Source organism: Bradyrhizobium sp. USDA 4451 (genome assembly GCF_054822585.1).
The window spans coordinates 6,363,559-6,378,092 of sequence record NZ_JBTRCH010000001.1 but is presented as its reverse complement, the minus strand read 5'-3'; the positions used below and the strand labels follow the sequence as shown (position 1 = coordinate 6,378,092).

Genomic DNA, 14,534 nt, shown 5'->3' with positions numbered 1-14,534 from the left:
CTTCCGAGACAGCACCAAGCAGCCGCCGGACGATGCTTGCCGCCCTGTACCGGAATCGGTCACCGGCGGCCGCGGGGTGACACCGGTCACACCGGCCGGCCGGGCCCGTCAGCATGTTTACCCAAACCCCGTAATTTCCCGTATATTGAGGTGCATTGGACCCCCGGCCTTGATGACATGACCGCTGAATTGCCGCCGAATTCGCAAGCGCCGCGTGCGTTCTCCCTCTCGATCGGCCAACTGACGTTCGGCAGCTTCCTGCTGGTGCTGGCTGTGATTATCATCACATCCACTGCCAGCGTGATCGCGATCCGCCACATCGATACGACCTTTGCCGAGCTGCAGCGGCTGCAAAGCGTCGGCGACATCGCCGAGGATATCGACCGCCGCACCAACGAGCTGCGGCTGGCGGCGCGGGACTTCGTCACCGAGCCCGGCAACCAGTCGGCCCAGGTCGCGCAGGCGGCCCAGTCGCTGAGCGAGATCCTGAAGAAGACCCGGATTGAGCTCGCGCCCGAGCAGCAGGACATGATCGACGGCGTCACGCAGCGGCTGGCGACCTATCGCAACGGGATCGAGCGGATCTCGGCGCTGCTCAGCCGTCGCGCCGAGATCGTCGCCGGGCTGCCGCCGCTGCGCGATGCGTTCGACCGCGCGGTCGCCGCGAGCAATGATGCGGCGCTGGCCAACGCGCTGTCGCAGGTCCAGAGCGGCATTGCGACTGCTTTGTTGGCGCACAACACGTCCGCCGCCGAGCACGCCGCCCAGAGCATGCGGGCGATGACCATCGCCGATCCAGCCCTGCGCAGCGCCGTCGACAATTATGCCGAGGCGATCAGCGCGATCGCGGTCCGCGAGGGCCAGATCGCCGACATCGACCGCGAGGTGCTCGGAGCCGAAGGCGTGTTGATTCAGAAGGTCACCGAGCTGTTGCGCGAGCTCAGCTCCCGTCGCGGCCATGTGCTGTCGCGCGATTTTGCGCGGACGCTGGCTGAAGCCAAATGGCAGAGCATCGTGCTCGGCACGGCGGGCGTGCTGATCGGGCTGTTCGCCGCGGTGCTGGTGGTTCGCCGCACGGTCCGGCCGCTCGCACGGATCGCAGGCTCGATCCGCAAGGTCGCGGGCGGCGAGAAGAGCGCCTTCATCCCCGGCGCCGACCTCGACAACGAGATCGGCGACATCGCGCGCGCCGCCGAGGTGTTCCGCCAGACCCTGGTCGACGCCGACAGCGCGCGCGAGGCGGCGCTGCGCGCTCTTGCCGAACAGCGGCTCGCCGAGGAGAGCTACCACAAGCTGTTCGAGGCCTCGGTCGAGGGCATCTACGTCACGACGCCGGGCGGCACGCTGCTCAACGCCAATCCGGCGCTGGCGCGGATGATGGGCTATGCCACGCCGCAGGACCTGATCAAGGGCATCGACGATATCGCCACCACCGTCTATGTCGATCCGGCGGCGCGCGAGCAATACATGCAGTTGATGCAGCGCGACGGCACGGTGCGCGACTACGAGTATCAGGTGCGCTCGAGCGACGGCACGGTGCTGTGGCTGTCGGATTCCGCGACCGTGGTGCGCAACGACGAGGGCGAGGTGGTGCGCTACGAGGGTACGGTGCGCGACATCACCGACCAGAAGCGTGCCGAAGATGCGATCGCCGAAGGCCGACGCTTGCTCCAGATGGTGATCGACACGGTGCCCGCCGTCATCAACGTCAAGGACCACGAGCTGCGCTACGTGCTGATGAACCGCTACATGGCGGGCATCTTCGGCATCGAGCCGCAGGACGCGATCGGGCAGACCACCGCCGAGCTGATGGCGCGCTACGGCGCGGCCAAGACCGACGAGAACGACAAGCGCGTGCTGTCGGCGCGCCGCGAGCTCGGCTTCTACGAAGAAGAGTACAAGGACGCCGCCGGCAACATGCGGCAATGGCTGGTCAACAAGCTGCCGATCCTGGACTCGCAGGGCGACATCGAGAACATCGTCACGGTCGCGCTCGATATCGGCGAACGCAAGCGCTCCGAGCAGGAGATGCGCAAGGCGAGGGATTCGGCGGAGGCGGCGCTGCGCAATCTCCGGGAAACCCAGAATTCGCTGATCGAGGCCGAGAAGCTCGCCGCGCTCGGCCGCCTGGTGGCCGGCGTCGCGCATGAGGTCAACAACCCCGTCGGCATCAGCCTGACGGTGGCGTCCGCGCTGGAGCGCAAGACCGCGAATTTCGCCGCCCAGGTCGAGCGCGGCGACCTCAGGCGGTCGAGCCTCAACGACTTCCTCAACACCGCGCGGGATGCCTCCTCGCAGCTGGTCGCCAATCTGAACCGCGCCGCGGAGCTGATCCAGTCGTTCAAGCAGGTCGCCGCCGACCGCAACTATTCGGATCAGCGCACCTTCGATCTCGGCGACCTCACCGAGCAGGTGGTGATGAGTTTGCGGCCCGGCCTGCGCAAGCACAATCTGACGCTCAACGTCGATTGCGAGCCGAACCTGATCATGAACTCCTATCCCGGACCGTATGGCCAGGTGCTGACCAATCTGTTCCTCAACGCGGTCGCGCATGCGTTCCCGGACGGCAAGGCCGGCGAGGTCGAGATCCAGGTGCACGCCTCCGGCAACGACTATGTCGAGGTGATCTTCGCCGACAATGGCTGCGGCATGAGCCTGGACGTTCGCCGCCGCGCCTTCGATCCGTTCTTCACGACGCGGCGCGACCAGGGCGGCACCGGGCTCGGCCTGCATATCGTCTACAGCATCGTCACCACGCGCCTCGGCGGCCGGCTCTCTCTCGATTCCGCCCCGGGCAACGGCACCCGGATCCAGATGATCCTGCCGCGCGTCGCGCCGCTGGAGCAGGCCGCGGAGTAGGGCGGGACGCGTTGCGGCCCCCTCAGCATGACGGCCTGACAGCTTTGGGCGCTAATTGATATCCGCGAGCCAGTGCAGCGTTGCGCCGAAGATCAGGCTCGCCTTGCCGACCAGCGCGGTTCCACTCATGTTGCCGCGGGTGTCGGTGAAGGTGCCGGACACGCCGATGCCGACCGGTGCCGGTCCGCCGAACAGCGGGTTGTCGGTGTCGCGCGGCGTGGTGTGGCGTTGCACGAGGATCTCGCCCTTGAACACGTCGCCCTTCACCGTGTAGCTGCCGGTGTAATACAGATAGGCGTCGCCGCCCAAAATCTGGCCGTCGCGGAAAAGAATCACTCCGCTGCCCTTGCCGACGCGTCCGTCCAGCAGGGTAACGTGGATTGAGTACAGCCCGTTCTTCATAATGTCCCATGGCCGGCTGCCGTGCCCGCAGCAATCCGGGTTGGTTTTTTATGCCAAAGCGAGCAACCTCGTGCAATGCGGCAGGTTGATTCCGGGGGTATCCGGAGTGACCATGAACCCTCGGTTCCTGCCAGGCGGTGTGACGGCGCGATGACAGCGGACCGTGCGCGCGAATCGAACTGGCCCGCGAAATGCATAGCTCTGGTTGCACTGGCCGGTGGTGCTGGAGCAACATACATGAAAGACAGGATGGAAGCTGGCGGCCGCTCGGCGGGCCGGTATGACGATCCCGGAACTCTGACCCGCCGTCGCAAACGTCGGATCCGCGTGGCTTTGCCGCTTGGTCTGGTTGCGTTTGCATCGGTCGCCGCGGCGCAGCTGGCGCAGGCGCGCGATCCCGACGGCCGCTACGCCAATTCGCCGCTCAAGGAATGGTTCGACAGTCTGCGCAGCGGCAAGGGACCGTGCTGCTCCGATGCCGACGGCAGTGCGGTCAGCGATGTCGATTGGGAATCCAAGGACGGACACTATCGCGTGCGCCTCGAAGGGGCCTGGATCGACGTCCCCGACGAAGCCGTGGTCACCGAGCCCAACCGCGCCGGCCCGCGCCATGGTGTGGCCGATCAAGAGCTACATGGGCGTGACGATCCGCTGCTTCATGCCGGGCAGCATGACGTAACGCTAGACGCGGCCAGATCCGCGTCATCCCCTGCGCAAAGATGATGCCTTTGCGCGGGGATGACGCGGAGAGATCTCACGCATACTTCTTGTCGCGCTCGAGCAGTTCGATCGAGATGCCCTGCGGTCCGCGGATGAAGCAGATCCGCACGCCGGGGCGGATCGTGGTCGGCTCCTTGGTGAACTCGACGCCCTTGGCCTTGATCTCGGCCGCGACCGCGTCGATGTCCTTCACCGTCAGCCCGAAATGATCGAGCCCCTGATAGGGCGTCACCGGCGGCGCGTTGACGCCGTCGCCCTGCGTCACCTCGGCGATGAAGACCTTGGCGCCGCCGAGCTGGACATCGATACGGCCGGGCCCACGGATGATCTCGCCGCCGAGAACGTCGCGCAGCCAGGTCGCGGTGGCTTCGGGATCGGGACTGCGCAGATGGACGTGGTCCCAGGTGACGACGGGCATTGCGAAACTCCTTGTTGTTCTCGCGCGGCTTGGGAACGCGGCACTCGCTCTCGGGCGGCGCGAATTTAGCGATCGGCCGCCTGGGATGCCATCCCTCCGCCCGAGCAATCGCAAGATTGTCGTCCCGGGATGAAACCATTCCGATGGTTGGCGATTGTTCTCGCGTGGCCGCTCGACCTGCGGCCGTCTCTACAGACCTGCTTTATGGGTGGCGGCGCGATCGGGCGTCGAGGGTGAGGGCACGACGATGCGGATCGGCCTGGCGTCGTTTCGAAGGATGGCCGCCGGACGTCTTGGTGAGGGCGGCTTCTACGCCAGCCTGCTGCTGCCGCTGATCGCGCTCGCCGGGATTGGCGCCTAGTTCATGCTCCCCGAGCCCAGCGACGCCGGCGACCAGGATGCCTCGCCGGTGTCACCCGCCATGGTCCGCACCGCGGCGGACGCGCCCGCCCAGACTGCCAAGGATGCGCCCAAGGATTCGCCCAGGGACGCGCGCAAGGATGCGCCGGCCACAGCCGCAGATGAGCCGGCCACGGTCGGCGTGGCCACAGCGCAGCCGGCGGAGGAGACGAGGCCGTCCGCGCCGGGCGTCGAGCGGTCGCCGCTCGACAAGCTGCGGATCGCCTCGCAATCTTTTCAGCGCGGTGGGCTGGGTTCGAAGGCGCTGGTCACCTTGACGCTGCGCAACGCCAATGATTTCGCGGTCAAGGATATCGAGATCGCCTGCGCCTTCATCCGTCGGGACGGCAGCCCCATGACCGAGCGCAAGCGGCTGATCCCGGATACCATCGGCATGAGGAGCCGCAAGACCTATCCCCGGATGTTAATCGGGTTCGTCAATGTTAACGCGAACAAGGCGAAATGTACGGTCGTGACCGCCAGTCGCGCCTAAACCCTGCATCTCGAAAAAGTGACTGGGAATTGACTTCCCGGGTGAACCGCAACGGCGAGGCAGGAACTAACTAATAAGCCGACCGTTAGAGAACGACCCGGAAGCGCGGGATGGCGACTATCCGGGTGATCATGCGCAGACGACGATTTCGCCCGCGCGATGACTGATGTCGTCGCGCCGAGATGAACCGCGCCCGGTGCGCGGGGGGAGCTACCAAGATGCCTGTGGCGCGTTATTTCCTGTATGTCGGTGGCGTGCTGCTGGCGCTGCTCTTCGTCGTCAACGCCGTGGTGCCGCAGGAGGCCACGATTCCCGGCCAAAGCCAGACCGTCTCGTCGCCGGGCGTCGACAAGACCATGGTGCGCATCAGGTCGGCCCAGAAATTGCCGGAGCGGGTGGTGTATGACACCAGCCTGCCGACCATCGTGCCGGCGCAGGTCAATGCGGTTGCCGCAGCGGCCCCGTCGGTTGCCGGCGACGCGCAGGCCCGCGTCCGCAACACATTTGCCGAGTTCATCCCGCCGGAAAAGGCTGACGCGAACAAGGTCGTGGCCGAGGCGAAGCCGGTTCAGGCCCAGCCGCAGGCACCCAAGAAGCGCAAGGTCGCGCGTTACCATGCCCATCCGCAGCAGCCGATGCGGCTGGCCCAGCCCGGCATGTATCAGCCCTACCGTGTCGCGCAGCAGCAGCCGCGCATGGGCTTCTTCGGCGGCTTCGGCACCTGGTAGCAGGGCCGCTTCGGCAATCGACACGCCGCCGCAAACACTTGCGGCGGCATTTTCATGTGTCGATCGGCGCGCTTAGCGCGGCAGGCGCGGAATCTTGTCGGCGAAGCCGTTGTAGCAGGTCAGCCGCTCGTCCTCTTCCTTCACGAAGCGGCATTCGTTGACGCCCTTGGCAGGGGTGGCCGTCGGCTTCGGCTGCGGCTTGAAGATCTCGTCGTAGCAGATCAGCCGCTCCTTGGTGGCGTCGTCGATGTCCTGACAGGCCTGGAGCTTCTGCGCCACCGATTGCGGCTTGCCGGCAGCGGGCGGCTTCTCGCCCTTCCTGGCGGCCTGCTTCTTGCCGACCTGGACCAGCGGCTTGTCGCCGACCATCGGCTGGGTCGCCGCCGCCGGCTTGTCGGCGGGCGCCGGGGCTGGAGTGGTGCCCTGAGCAAGCGCGGCAGCCGGGCAGAGGAGCGCCAGCGCGAGGATGATATGTCTCATGGTGAAAATGTCCGAAATGGGCGTGATAACCGGAAGGATGGCGCCGGGGATCGGAAAAGCCCGGCAAGCGCCGAGGCTTATCGCAAGTCTTGCCCGAATCCTACCCCCAGACGCGATCCGTGCTGCACCGATCCACCGGGGAAAATACGGGCAAATCGTCGCTTTGCGGCAGCCGGGAAGCGCCAAGGGATATCAGCCAGGGGAGCATGATTTGCCTTTGCCGGGCGGGGCGGCTATGACCACGCCATCTGCGCGACTGGCGCTTGGATGGACCACCATCGGGGAGCGCAGAGACTGAACGCCGCGCGCCTGGGCACCGCTTCGAAACGGAGGTGCCATGACGGCGAAACTTCTCGATGGGCATGCCCATGCCCGGATTGTCATCGACAAAATTGCCAGTGAACTTGACCGGCTGCCGCGCGCGCCGGGGCTTGCGGTCGTGCTGGTCGGCTGCGACCCGGCGAGCCAGATCTATGTGCAGAGCAAGGTCAGGATGGCCGAGCGGCTCGGCCTGCACGGCGCGGTCGAACGCCTGCCGGACGATTGCAGCGAGGCCGATCTGCTGGCCAGGATCGAGGGGCTCAATGCGCGCGACGATATCGACGGCATCCTGATCCAGCTGCCGCTGCCGGCGCATATCGACGCGCTGCGCGTGATGGCGGCGGTCGATCCCGCGAAGGATGTCGACGGCCTGCACGCGCTGAACGCCGGCCGGCTGTTTCACGGCGACGATGCGCTGGTGCCGTGCACGCCGCTCGGCTGCCTCCGGCTGATCAAGTCGATTCGACCGGATCTCACCGGCGCTCATGCCGTGGTGATCGGCAGCTCCAATATCGTCGGCAAGCCAATGGCCGCGCTGCTGCTGCAGGAGCAGGCGACCGTGACACAGACCCACATCCACACCCGCGGCATCAGCCGGATCTGCCGTCAGGCCGATATCCTGGTCAGCGCGGTGGGCAAGGCGGGCCTGGTGCGCGGCGACTGGATCAAGCCGCAGGCCATCGTGATCGACGTCGGCACCACGCGCGTCGAGAAGCCGGACGGCGGTTACGCGGTGTGCGGCGACGTCTCCTTCGATGAAGCGGTGCAGGTCGCCGGTGCGATCACGCCGGTGCCGCGCGGCGTCGGCCCGATGACCATCGCCTGCCTGATGGAGAACACGGTGAAGGCTGCCAAGGCGAGGGTGAAGGCCAGGGCGTCGCGGCTGCAATAGCGCAGGATGCTCGGAGCGATGCGCGAGCGGTCGGTGCTGCTCGCGTCTCGTGGCTCCGCTTGGATATTCCGTGCGCGAAGTTGATGACCTCGCAGGTAATGGAAAGCCTGCAGCATTGGTCTATCGTCGCGCGACACACGGAGGAGCACGATGCTGTATGCGGAAGATCTCACCGAGGGAATGACCTTCAAGCTTGGCCGCTACACCATCGGCGAGGCCGAAATCCTGGAGTTTGCCGGGAAATATGATCCGGTGCCGATCCACACCGATCCCGTCGCGGCTGCGGCGGGTCCGTTCGGCGGCCTGATCGCGAGCGGCTTCAACACCATCGCGATCTATCAGCGGCTGGTCGTGGAGGCGATCTGGAGCAAGGTGGCGGGCATCGTCGGACGGAGCTTCGAGATACGCCTGCCGAGCCCGGTCCGCCCGGGAGCCACGCTGACTGGCCAATCGGAGATCCAGAAGATCACCATCAGGCCGGAGCGGCGCGATGCCGTCGTGATCTTCAAGACCGAGCTGGTCAATGACGAGCAGCGGCCGGTTCTTGTCCTCGTGCTCGACGCGCTGATCCACATGCGGCCGGCGGAGCGGGAGCGGGCATAGGTTTTCGCCCGGATTGGTCTGGCCGCTCGGCAATGCCGCGGCTACCATGGCAAACCTGCGGCCGAACTGAAGCGCATCTTTGATGCTGCCGCGTCTGGCCGCCGGAGCATTCGGTTCGACGATGTGGCGCGGACGTGAAAAGCAACAGGCAGAAGCGCGGGGAAATCGAAGCGAAACGGCGCAAGGCCGACGAATGGCTGCGCCTGCAGGCGCAGAAGGCTGCCGAGCAGCGTCGCCAGCGCGACTACAAGATCGCGCTGGCGCGCGACGAGGTTGCCGTGCTGACGAGCGCGCTTGCGCCCTCGAACAGCTATTCGACACCCGATTTCGTCTTGCGGGGCACCTATCGGCCCGAGCCCTTCGTCTGCAAGGACTGCGGCGTGGCCGAGGTCTGGACGCCGTTGCAGCAGAAATGGTGGTACGAGACCGCCAAGGGTGACGTGTTCACCACGGCCGTGCGCTGCCGGGCCTGCCGCACCAAGGAGCGCGCACGCAAATCCGCCGCGCGCCGCGTGCATCTGGATGGGCTCGCCGGGAAGAAGAAGTCTTCCGCCACATGAGTGGCGGGCAGGTGTGACGCCGCGCCGCACCTCTCACGTCGATGCACCGGGAACCCGCGCGCCTGCGGTCAATGCGTCGCGCGGGCGGAACGTTTCGTGGCCTGATCGGTTCGAGACCTTGAAGCCCCCAGACGCGGGGTGCGGGCCGGGAGGAGCCAGCCAGGGAAACATTCAGGGCCGGAACCAAAAGAAGGAGCAGCGGATGAAGCTTAATTCCACCCAAGTCAAACAGACCATGACGCAACTGAACGCGCAGGTGCTTCCGGATGATCATCCCGCCGTGGCGCAACTCAACAGCGTGTTCGGCGAGCACACGTTCTTCGTCGATACCAGCGGCCTCAAGGTGCTCGAACCCGCGCAGAGCTCCGACATGTCAGGACAGACCGGCGAGGTGGTGAGCCTTGCCGAATGGAGCGACCCGGAGCTGACATCGCTGCGGCCGCACGAGCCCGAGCCGACCGGCGTGCTCATCGCGCTCGAACCCAGCAAGCACTAAGTGAAGCAACGTCGACGATCGGCTCTCTTGATGGTGACAGTCTCCGACGTCTCCTCAAGAAAATCAGCGCCGCCTGCGTATGCATCGGTTCGAGGTGGGTATCCAGGCGGTGAGGGGCAGATGGGGATTGTGCGGCGCTGGAGCCCTGACGAGGACGACAAGCTCAGAGAGCTCGCCAGGGCCGGCAAGAATGCACTGGAGATCAGCAACGAACTGACCCGCAGCGCATCGGCGGTGCGGCGGCGCGCCGAGGTGCTGTCCGTCCTTATCATGGCCAAGGCGTTTCGCGCCCGCCCGTCGCATGTCGCGACCCATCTCGAGCGGGTCGCGATCGACGCGATCCGCAACCGCCGTTCGTTTCCCGCGGGCGTCGGCCCGAGCACCATTGCCGGAATGATCGAGAAGGGCTGGATCGTCCCGGAGTTGGGCCGTCGATACCGCGTCACCGATGCCGGCACGGAGGCGGTGCGGCGGAAGATTCCGAGCGGCTGAAGTCAGCGCAGCAACGGTTCGCGCCAGGATTGTTTGAGTCGTCTGCGAGATTTCGCGCCCGAGACGGCTATCCCATCCGTTCAATCATCGGAGGCGCGATGACCGGGGTCTCCGCGTGTCCCTCCAGCCGTCCGTGTGATTGCGCCGATGCTCACCGCCCAGTTTGCTCCAGCCGACCGGTACCAGCGTTTCGCCGATCTTGCGCCGTTCGTTCGCGAGGCGATCGGCACCATCGCGGCGTTGACCCCGGCACAGCGGCTGGATGTGGAATTCCTCGAACGGGAGTTCATCCCTGCGCTGGGGCTCAATGACGAGCTGCTGCGCGAGCAGCCGCCCGAGCTTGCGCCGTATTTCGGCAGGGGCCTCCACCTCTGGCAGTATCCGAGCCAGCTCGCGCCCTATCTGGCCTGGCTTGCGCGCAACGCCTCCGGCGTTTCCTCCTACATGGAGATCGGCTGCCGCTGGGGCGGCATGTTCATCCTGGTTACGGAATGGCTCAGGACCAGCGGTGCCGACCTCAAGACGGTGATCGCGCTCGATCCGATCGCGCCGACGCCGTTCATCTCGAGCTATTTCGATCTGCTGCAACAGCAGGCCGCTGTCGAGCCGATCTACATACAGGACTTTTCAACCTCGCCGCTGGTGGCGGCGCATGTCGAGCAGCTGAAGCCCGACCTCGTCTTCATCGACGGCGACCACAGCCTGCGCGGCGCGTTGCAGGATCACCTGCTGGTGCGCACCCATGCCGGCATCATCGTGCATCACGACATCCATTCCCAGGCCTGCCCGGATACGACACTGCTCTGGACGGCGTTGAAGCAGTTCGAGGCGCCGAGCTTCGATATGGTCGAGTTCACCAGCCAGTATCCGTCCGTCAACGGCTCGTTCCTCGGCATCGGCGCCATGAAGCGCCGTCAGGCGCAGCCGTAGGAACGGAGAAGCCGGGCGATCGTGCGATCGCGACGTCGCCGGCCGCTAACCCAGATTCAATTTGCCCTTGTCGCCGCCGGCCCAGGCCAGGGTCTTCGGGTCCATCACGCGGAACCAGAGCCACGGGATCGCGGCGAGCCCGAACATGCCGGTGTAGCCGTTCGGCAGCCGCGGGATGTCCTCGAAATCGCGCAGCGATTGGTAGGGCCGCATCGGGTTGGCGTGATGATCCGAATGGCGTTGCAGATGGAACGTCATCAGGTTCGAGACGATGTGGTTGGTGTTCCAGGAGTGGCGCGGCTCGACTGCCTGATAGCGGCCGTTCGGCAGCTTCTCGCGCAACAGCCCGTAGTGCTCGACATAATTGGCCTGGGTCAGCGCGTACCAGCCGAGGAAGTGGTGCGCGACGATGAACGGCGCGACCTTCCAGCCGAACAGCGCGATCAGGATGGCGGCGACGACGAGCGTCAGCGCAAAGCCCTGCAGGATCTCGTTGTTGACCGACCACACCGGCTCGCCGCGCCGCGTCAGCCGTTCGGCCTCGTTGCGCCAGCCGCGCCTGAAGGCGCCCGGCAGCTCGCGGGTTGCGAAGGCATAGATCGATTCACCGAACCGCGCGCTGGCTGGATCTTCGGGGGTCGCGACCCAGGTGTGATGACCGCGATTGTGCTCGACGCGGAAATGCGCGTAACCGACCGCGCAGTTGGCGAGCATGCCGAACAGGATGTTGAGCCGGTCGGCCTTGTGGCCGAGCTCGTGCCCGATGAGGAGCGCGCCGCCATTGATGGTGCCGACGCCGAGCAGCAGCGCGACGTAGGACCACCACGGCAATTCCTGGGTGCCGAAGAAGGCGATCAGGGCGACGTAGTTGATCCAGGGAAACACCACGGTGATACGCGCAAGCCGCAGGTAATAGGGATCGGCCTCCATCGCGGCGACGACTTCCGCCGGGGGATTGTGGGTATCCTCGCCGAACACGACGTCGAGCAGCGGGATCAGGATGAAGATGAAGACGAAGGGGATCAGCGTCACCAGCGGATCGTGCGTCTGCAGATACCACCAGTACGACAGCAGCGGGATCAGCGGCGGGATGAATGACAGCATCCACAGATAACGTTTGCCGTCCCGGTATTCGACCGGTTCGCCGGCCGCATTGGTGCCTTTGAAGATCATCGCATTCCCTCCAGCATCGCTTCGAGTCGGCATTCGCCGTTGTAGTGCGGAGCATGCCGCGAGGCAGGCCTGCGCCGCCAGTTCCCAACAGGCCAAATTTGTGGCATTTTGCGCCAAGCCTGTTCGGCCGGACGTTCGCGAGGGAGGGTGCCGACACAATGCAGGGATCGGAGGCCGATGCCCTTCGCACGCCGGTGTCCGCCGCCTACGCGCGGGCGCTGGTGCGCAGCTTCGGCAAGACGCGGAGCGAGCGCGACGAGCTGCTGGCCGGCACGGCAATCCAGCAGGATGCGCTCGACCAGCCCGGCGCGCACATGCCGGTGTCGTCGCTGGTGATGCTCGCCGCCAACATCACCCGGGCGCATGGCGAGCTGTGGCCGCTGTCGGCCGCGGCGGTGTGGTCGACGTCGCTGCAAGGGGCACTCGACGTCGCGACCCGGACGGCGCCGACCATCGAAGGCGCGTTGAGCATCGGCGCACGCTTCGGGTCGACCCGCGCGCCTTTCATCCGCAACCGACTGCGCCGGACCGCGCACGCAATCCAGATCGAGATTACGCCTGCCGTTGCGATGGACGACCCGCTCTGGCGCGCCGTGGCGCTGGCAGTGAGCCTCAACGTGCACGCGGTGTATGTGCAGCTGCTCGAGGACGCGATCGGGCAGGCGACGCTTGAATTTCCCTGGGCTCCGCCCGCCGGAGCGGAGCGGCTGGCGCCGCATTTTGCCTGCGCGGTGAAGTTCAACGCAGCCGCCTTCCGCTTCGATGTGCCGAAGGAGCTTTGCGGTCGGGCGTCGCCGTTTGCCGATCCGGAATTGCACGCCAAGGCGATCGAAGCGCTCGAGGCGATCGAGAGGCCGCGCTCGGATGCCGAGGCGCTGACGCGGGCCGTCGAGAACCTGATCGCATCGCGCCTGCCGCATCGCCTCGGCGAGGAAGAGGCCGCGCGCCTGATCGGCACCTCGCGCCGCACCCTGGTGCGGCGGCTCGCGGAGGCCGACGTCGCCTTCCGCCCGCTGCTCGACGCCGTGCTGCGCGAGCGCGCGAAGGCGATGCTCGCGGCAGGCACCCAGTCACGCGACGAGATGGCGGCGGCGCTGGGCTACACGGACGCGACGAGCTTCAGCCGGGCGTGCCGGCGGTGGTTTGGGGAGAGGGCCGCGCGGGGATAGCAGGCCGCGGTTCGCGCGGGCCCGAAACCTCGCGGACAGCACGCGGAACGAGCTACGCCGGTCCCCTCAATGCGTATGCAGGGCGTCGTAGGCGTGGGCACAAAACACGGCGGCGCTGAGCAGCAGCAGCGCGACAATGGTCACTTCCATCATGACACTTCCCCGCAATTTCTTTGATTATTTGGGGAAGGCTAGCGGCCAAATGTTTCCGCCCGGTTTCGTCGGCTGCTGAAAATGGTTTCGTGGCTGCCGTCTGACCAATGGCGCGCTCGGAGAGATTCGAACTCCCGACCCTCGGAATCGAAATCCGATGCTCTATCCAGCTGAGCTACGAGCGCGTTGCGGGTCGATTATCAGACTTGCGCTGACAGGGCCAGCCGGGACGCCTTAGCGTCCCGTTGCCCCACCGGCCTGTCGCGGAGCCTCAGAAGCAGGGATGCCGGCGGCGGTCCTGGCCGATATAGGCGGCCGAGCCCTGGTAGCACTTGTTGGTCGACGGGCCGTCGTAATAGGCGAAGCTGCCTGGGGACGGGCCGGGGCCGTAATTGTGCAGGTAGCTGATGTGGTAGGGCAGGCCGTAATAAGCGTGCCGGTAGTGGTGATGCCGGTGGTGCGGATAGGCCGTGAGGTCGGCGGCAACTGCGGGGGTCAGGGCCGGGACGGCCAGGGAAACAGTCAGGACGAGCGCGGCGAAAAGTTTGGTCTTGGTCATTGGCGGCCTCCGGGCATTCACGCTGGAATCGGCTTCTCGGCCGGTCCCAAGCCATCATTTAACCCGGAATCGGGGCCGAAAGCTGCGGGAAATCAGCCACAGCGCGCCAAATTTTGCCTTTTTGCGGATGCTTAACGGATTGCCAACACAGTCCGGCCAGAGTCTTGCGGTCAGGTCCGCCCGGGCCGTCTTTCCCTCGGTTTAGAACATTTCATGCGCATCACGCCCCTTGTCGCCCTGCTGCTCTCGGTCCTGGCGGTCACGCCGGCACGGGCCGTGCTGCACATCACGCGCGATCATGGCGGCTATGTCGAGGAGTACAAGGCCAAGTACAAGCAGATCCGCGACCGCCGCGAGCGCGTCGTGATCGACGGCATCTGCAACTCGGCCTGCACGCTGGTGTTCGGCATCGTGCCGTTGAACAAGATCTGCGTGACGCCGAAGGCCAGCATCGGCTTCCACCAGGCCTATTACGACAAGGCCTTCACCTTCGGCATCAAGGTCACCAGCCTCGAGGGCACATCCGACCTGATGTCCTATTATCCCGATACGGTGAAGGACTGGATCCGCCGCAATGGCGGGCTGACCACCGAGATGAAGAAGATCAAGAACGGGGTCGATCTCTGGAAGATCGTCGATCCCTGTCCGGAAGAGTGGTAGGCGCGGGCGCCCTCGGGATCTCCCTCA

The 14,534-nt window shown here is 65.8% G+C and carries 17 protein-coding genes, 1 tRNA gene, 1 pseudogene and 1 riboswitch; of the genes and pseudogenes, 13 read left to right on the top strand and 6 right to left on the bottom strand.

Features of this window, described 5'->3' with window-relative positions; translation table 11 throughout:
• The first annotated feature begins 177 nt into the window (after positions 1-177).
• Positions 178-2,859 carry a PAS domain S-box protein gene (locus ACVMB0_RS29630; RefSeq protein ID WP_456754247.1) on the top strand — a complete coding sequence of 894 codons (2,682 nt, stop codon included), beginning with the start codon at positions 178-180 and terminating at the stop codon, positions 2,857-2,859.
• Positions 2,860-2,910: 51 nt separating this feature from the next.
• Here the strand turns inward: ACVMB0_RS29630 and ACVMB0_RS29625 are convergent, their stop codons facing one another.
• On the bottom strand, positions 2,911-3,261 hold the full coding sequence (locus ACVMB0_RS29625; RefSeq protein ID WP_456754248.1) for a GrlR family regulatory protein: 351 nt from the start codon (positions 3,259-3,261) through the stop codon (positions 2,911-2,913).
• Between the two features lie 237 nt (positions 3,262-3,498).
• On the opposite strand from ACVMB0_RS29625, the pseudogene ACVMB0_RS29620 reads away from it, so the two are divergent.
• Positions 3,499-3,940 (top strand): annotated as a pseudogene (locus ACVMB0_RS29620) (hypothetical protein).
• Between the two features lie 75 nt (positions 3,941-4,015).
• On the opposite strand, the gene ACVMB0_RS29615 reads toward ACVMB0_RS29620, so the two are convergent.
• Entirely contained in the window at positions 4,016-4,399 is a 384-nt protein-coding gene (locus ACVMB0_RS29615) for a VOC family protein (RefSeq protein WP_461348507.1), read from the bottom strand.
• Positions 4,400-4,607: 208 nt separating this feature from the next.
• Between ACVMB0_RS29615 and ACVMB0_RS29610 the strand changes: the two genes are divergently transcribed.
• The 3 genes from ACVMB0_RS29610 to ACVMB0_RS29600 all read left to right on the top strand — a co-directional run bounded on the left by ACVMB0_RS29610 (position 4,608) and on the right by ACVMB0_RS29600 (position 6,019).
• Complete coding sequence (locus tag ACVMB0_RS29610; RefSeq protein ID WP_461348506.1) at positions 4,608-4,760, top strand: hypothetical protein; 153 nt, start codon at positions 4,608-4,610, stop codon at positions 4,758-4,760.
• A gap of 60 nt (positions 4,761-4,820) precedes the next feature.
• Positions 4,821-5,291 carry a hypothetical protein gene (locus tag ACVMB0_RS29605; protein WP_461348505.1) on the top strand — a complete coding sequence of 157 codons (471 nt, stop codon included), beginning with the start codon at positions 4,821-4,823 and terminating at the stop codon, positions 5,289-5,291.
• A 218-nt stretch (positions 5,292-5,509) separates the two neighbouring features.
• A complete protein-coding gene (locus tag ACVMB0_RS29600) occupies positions 5,510-6,019 on the top strand; it encodes a hypothetical protein (protein ID WP_461348504.1) in 510 nt (169 codons plus the stop codon).
• A gap of 72 nt (positions 6,020-6,091) precedes the next feature.
• Here the strand turns inward: ACVMB0_RS29600 and ACVMB0_RS29595 are convergent, their stop codons facing one another.
• Positions 6,092-6,499 (bottom strand): hypothetical protein, encoded by a 408-nt coding sequence (locus tag ACVMB0_RS29595; RefSeq protein ID WP_456754253.1) that lies wholly within the window; start codon positions 6,497-6,499, stop codon positions 6,092-6,094.
• 242 nt (positions 6,500-6,741) lie between these two features.
• A riboswitch (ZMP/ZTP riboswitch) is annotated at positions 6,742-6,821 on the top strand.
• Between the two features lie 15 nt (positions 6,822-6,836).
• Here ACVMB0_RS29595 and ACVMB0_RS29590 point away from each other — a divergent pair.
• From ACVMB0_RS29590 to ACVMB0_RS29565, 6 genes are all read left to right on the top strand, one after another.
• Positions 6,837-7,712 (top strand): bifunctional 5,10-methylenetetrahydrofolate dehydrogenase/5,10-methenyltetrahydrofolate cyclohydrolase, encoded by an 876-nt coding sequence (locus tag ACVMB0_RS29590; RefSeq protein WP_461348503.1) that lies wholly within the window; start codon positions 6,837-6,839, stop codon positions 7,710-7,712.
• A gap of 150 nt (positions 7,713-7,862) precedes the next feature.
• Positions 7,863-8,315 carry a MaoC/PaaZ C-terminal domain-containing protein gene (locus ACVMB0_RS29585; RefSeq protein ID WP_461348502.1) on the top strand — a complete coding sequence of 151 codons (453 nt, stop codon included), beginning with the start codon at positions 7,863-7,865 and terminating at the stop codon, positions 8,313-8,315.
• Between the two features lie 134 nt (positions 8,316-8,449).
• A complete protein-coding gene (locus ACVMB0_RS29580; RefSeq protein WP_461348501.1) occupies positions 8,450-8,875 on the top strand; it encodes a zinc-ribbon domain containing protein in 426 nt (141 codons plus the stop codon).
• 202 nt (positions 8,876-9,077) lie between these two features.
• The gene (locus ACVMB0_RS29575) at positions 9,078-9,371 is read left to right on the top strand and encodes a hypothetical protein (protein ID WP_456754257.1); all 294 of its coding nucleotides are present in this window, start codon (positions 9,078-9,080) and stop codon (positions 9,369-9,371) included.
• A gap of 120 nt (positions 9,372-9,491) precedes the next feature.
• Positions 9,492-9,863 (top strand): SANT/Myb-like DNA-binding domain-containing protein, encoded by a 372-nt coding sequence (locus tag ACVMB0_RS29570; protein WP_456754258.1) that lies wholly within the window; start codon positions 9,492-9,494, stop codon positions 9,861-9,863.
• A gap of 147 nt (positions 9,864-10,010) precedes the next feature.
• Positions 10,011-10,793, top strand: a complete 783-nt coding sequence (locus ACVMB0_RS29565) for a class I SAM-dependent methyltransferase (RefSeq protein ID WP_461348500.1) — start codon at positions 10,011-10,013, stop codon at positions 10,791-10,793.
• Between the two features lie 45 nt (positions 10,794-10,838).
• On the opposite strand, the gene ACVMB0_RS29560 is transcribed toward ACVMB0_RS29565, so the two are convergent.
• Positions 10,839-11,966, bottom strand: coding sequence for an alkane 1-monooxygenase (locus tag ACVMB0_RS29560; RefSeq protein WP_461348499.1), 1,128 nt, complete (start codon positions 11,964-11,966; stop codon positions 10,839-10,841).
• Between the two features lie 158 nt (positions 11,967-12,124).
• Here ACVMB0_RS29560 and ACVMB0_RS29555 point away from each other — a divergent pair, with 158 nt between their 5' ends.
• Positions 12,125-13,135, top strand: a complete 1,011-nt coding sequence (locus tag ACVMB0_RS29555) for a helix-turn-helix domain-containing protein (protein ID WP_461348498.1) — start codon at positions 12,125-12,127, stop codon at positions 13,133-13,135.
• A 261-nt stretch (positions 13,136-13,396) separates the two neighbouring features.
• Here the strand turns inward: ACVMB0_RS29555 and ACVMB0_RS29550 are convergent.
• Together ACVMB0_RS29550 and ACVMB0_RS29545 are read right to left on the bottom strand one after the other, a co-directional pair.
• Positions 13,397-13,473: transfer RNA gene (locus ACVMB0_RS29550), tRNA-Arg, on the bottom strand.
• Between the two features lie 86 nt (positions 13,474-13,559).
• A complete protein-coding gene (locus tag ACVMB0_RS29545) occupies positions 13,560-13,847 on the bottom strand; it encodes a hypothetical protein (protein ID WP_461348497.1) in 288 nt (95 codons plus the stop codon).
• A gap of 213 nt (positions 13,848-14,060) precedes the next feature.
• Here ACVMB0_RS29545 and ACVMB0_RS29540 point away from each other — a divergent pair, with 213 nt between their 5' ends.
• The gene (locus tag ACVMB0_RS29540; RefSeq protein ID WP_021080599.1) at positions 14,061-14,507 is read left to right on the top strand and encodes a hypothetical protein; all 447 of its coding nucleotides are present in this window, start codon (positions 14,061-14,063) and stop codon (positions 14,505-14,507) included.
• Positions 14,508-14,534: the final 27 nt, after the last annotated feature.

Excerpts from the sequence above, each read along its gene's own strand:
- ACVMB0_RS29565 (WP_461348500.1), top strand. The coding sequence starts at position 10,011 with ATGCTCACCGCCCAGTTTGCTCCAGCCGACCGGTACCAGCGTTTCGCC.
- ACVMB0_RS29585 (WP_461348502.1), top strand. The coding sequence starts at position 7,863 with ATGCTGTATGCGGAAGATCTCACCGAGGGAATGACCTTCAAGCTTGGC.
- ACVMB0_RS29545 (WP_461348497.1), bottom strand. The coding sequence starts at position 13,847 with ATGACCAAGACCAAACTTTTCGCCGCGCTCGTCCTGACTGTTTCCCTG.
- ACVMB0_RS29600 (WP_461348504.1), top strand. The coding sequence starts at position 5,510 with ATGCCTGTGGCGCGTTATTTCCTGTATGTCGGTGGCGTGCTGCTGGCG.
- ACVMB0_RS29575 (WP_456754257.1), top strand. The coding sequence starts at position 9,078 with ATGAAGCTTAATTCCACCCAAGTCAAACAGACCATGACGCAACTGAAC.
- ACVMB0_RS29590 (WP_461348503.1), top strand. The coding sequence starts at position 6,837 with ATGACGGCGAAACTTCTCGATGGGCATGCCCATGCCCGGATTGTCATC.
- ACVMB0_RS29625 (WP_456754248.1), bottom strand. The coding sequence starts at position 3,261 with ATGAAGAACGGGCTGTACTCAATCCACGTTACCCTGCTGGACGGACGC.
- ACVMB0_RS29570 (WP_456754258.1), top strand. The coding sequence starts at position 9,492 with ATGGGGATTGTGCGGCGCTGGAGCCCTGACGAGGACGACAAGCTCAGA.
- ACVMB0_RS29560 (WP_461348499.1), bottom strand. The coding sequence starts at position 11,966 with ATGATCTTCAAAGGCACCAATGCGGCCGGCGAACCGGTCGAATACCGG.
- ACVMB0_RS29540 (WP_021080599.1), top strand. The coding sequence starts at position 14,061 with ATGCGCATCACGCCCCTTGTCGCCCTGCTGCTCTCGGTCCTGGCGGTC.
- ACVMB0_RS29615 (WP_461348507.1), bottom strand. The coding sequence starts at position 4,399 with ATGCCCGTCGTCACCTGGGACCACGTCCATCTGCGCAGTCCCGATCCC.
- ACVMB0_RS29555 (WP_461348498.1), top strand. The coding sequence starts at position 12,125 with ATGCAGGGATCGGAGGCCGATGCCCTTCGCACGCCGGTGTCCGCCGCC.
- ACVMB0_RS29605 (WP_461348505.1), top strand. The coding sequence starts at position 4,821 with ATGGTCCGCACCGCGGCGGACGCGCCCGCCCAGACTGCCAAGGATGCG.
- ACVMB0_RS29595 (WP_456754253.1), bottom strand. The coding sequence starts at position 6,499 with ATGAGACATATCATCCTCGCGCTGGCGCTCCTCTGCCCGGCTGCCGCG.
- ACVMB0_RS29630 (WP_456754247.1), top strand. The coding sequence starts at position 178 with ATGACCGCTGAATTGCCGCCGAATTCGCAAGCGCCGCGTGCGTTCTCC.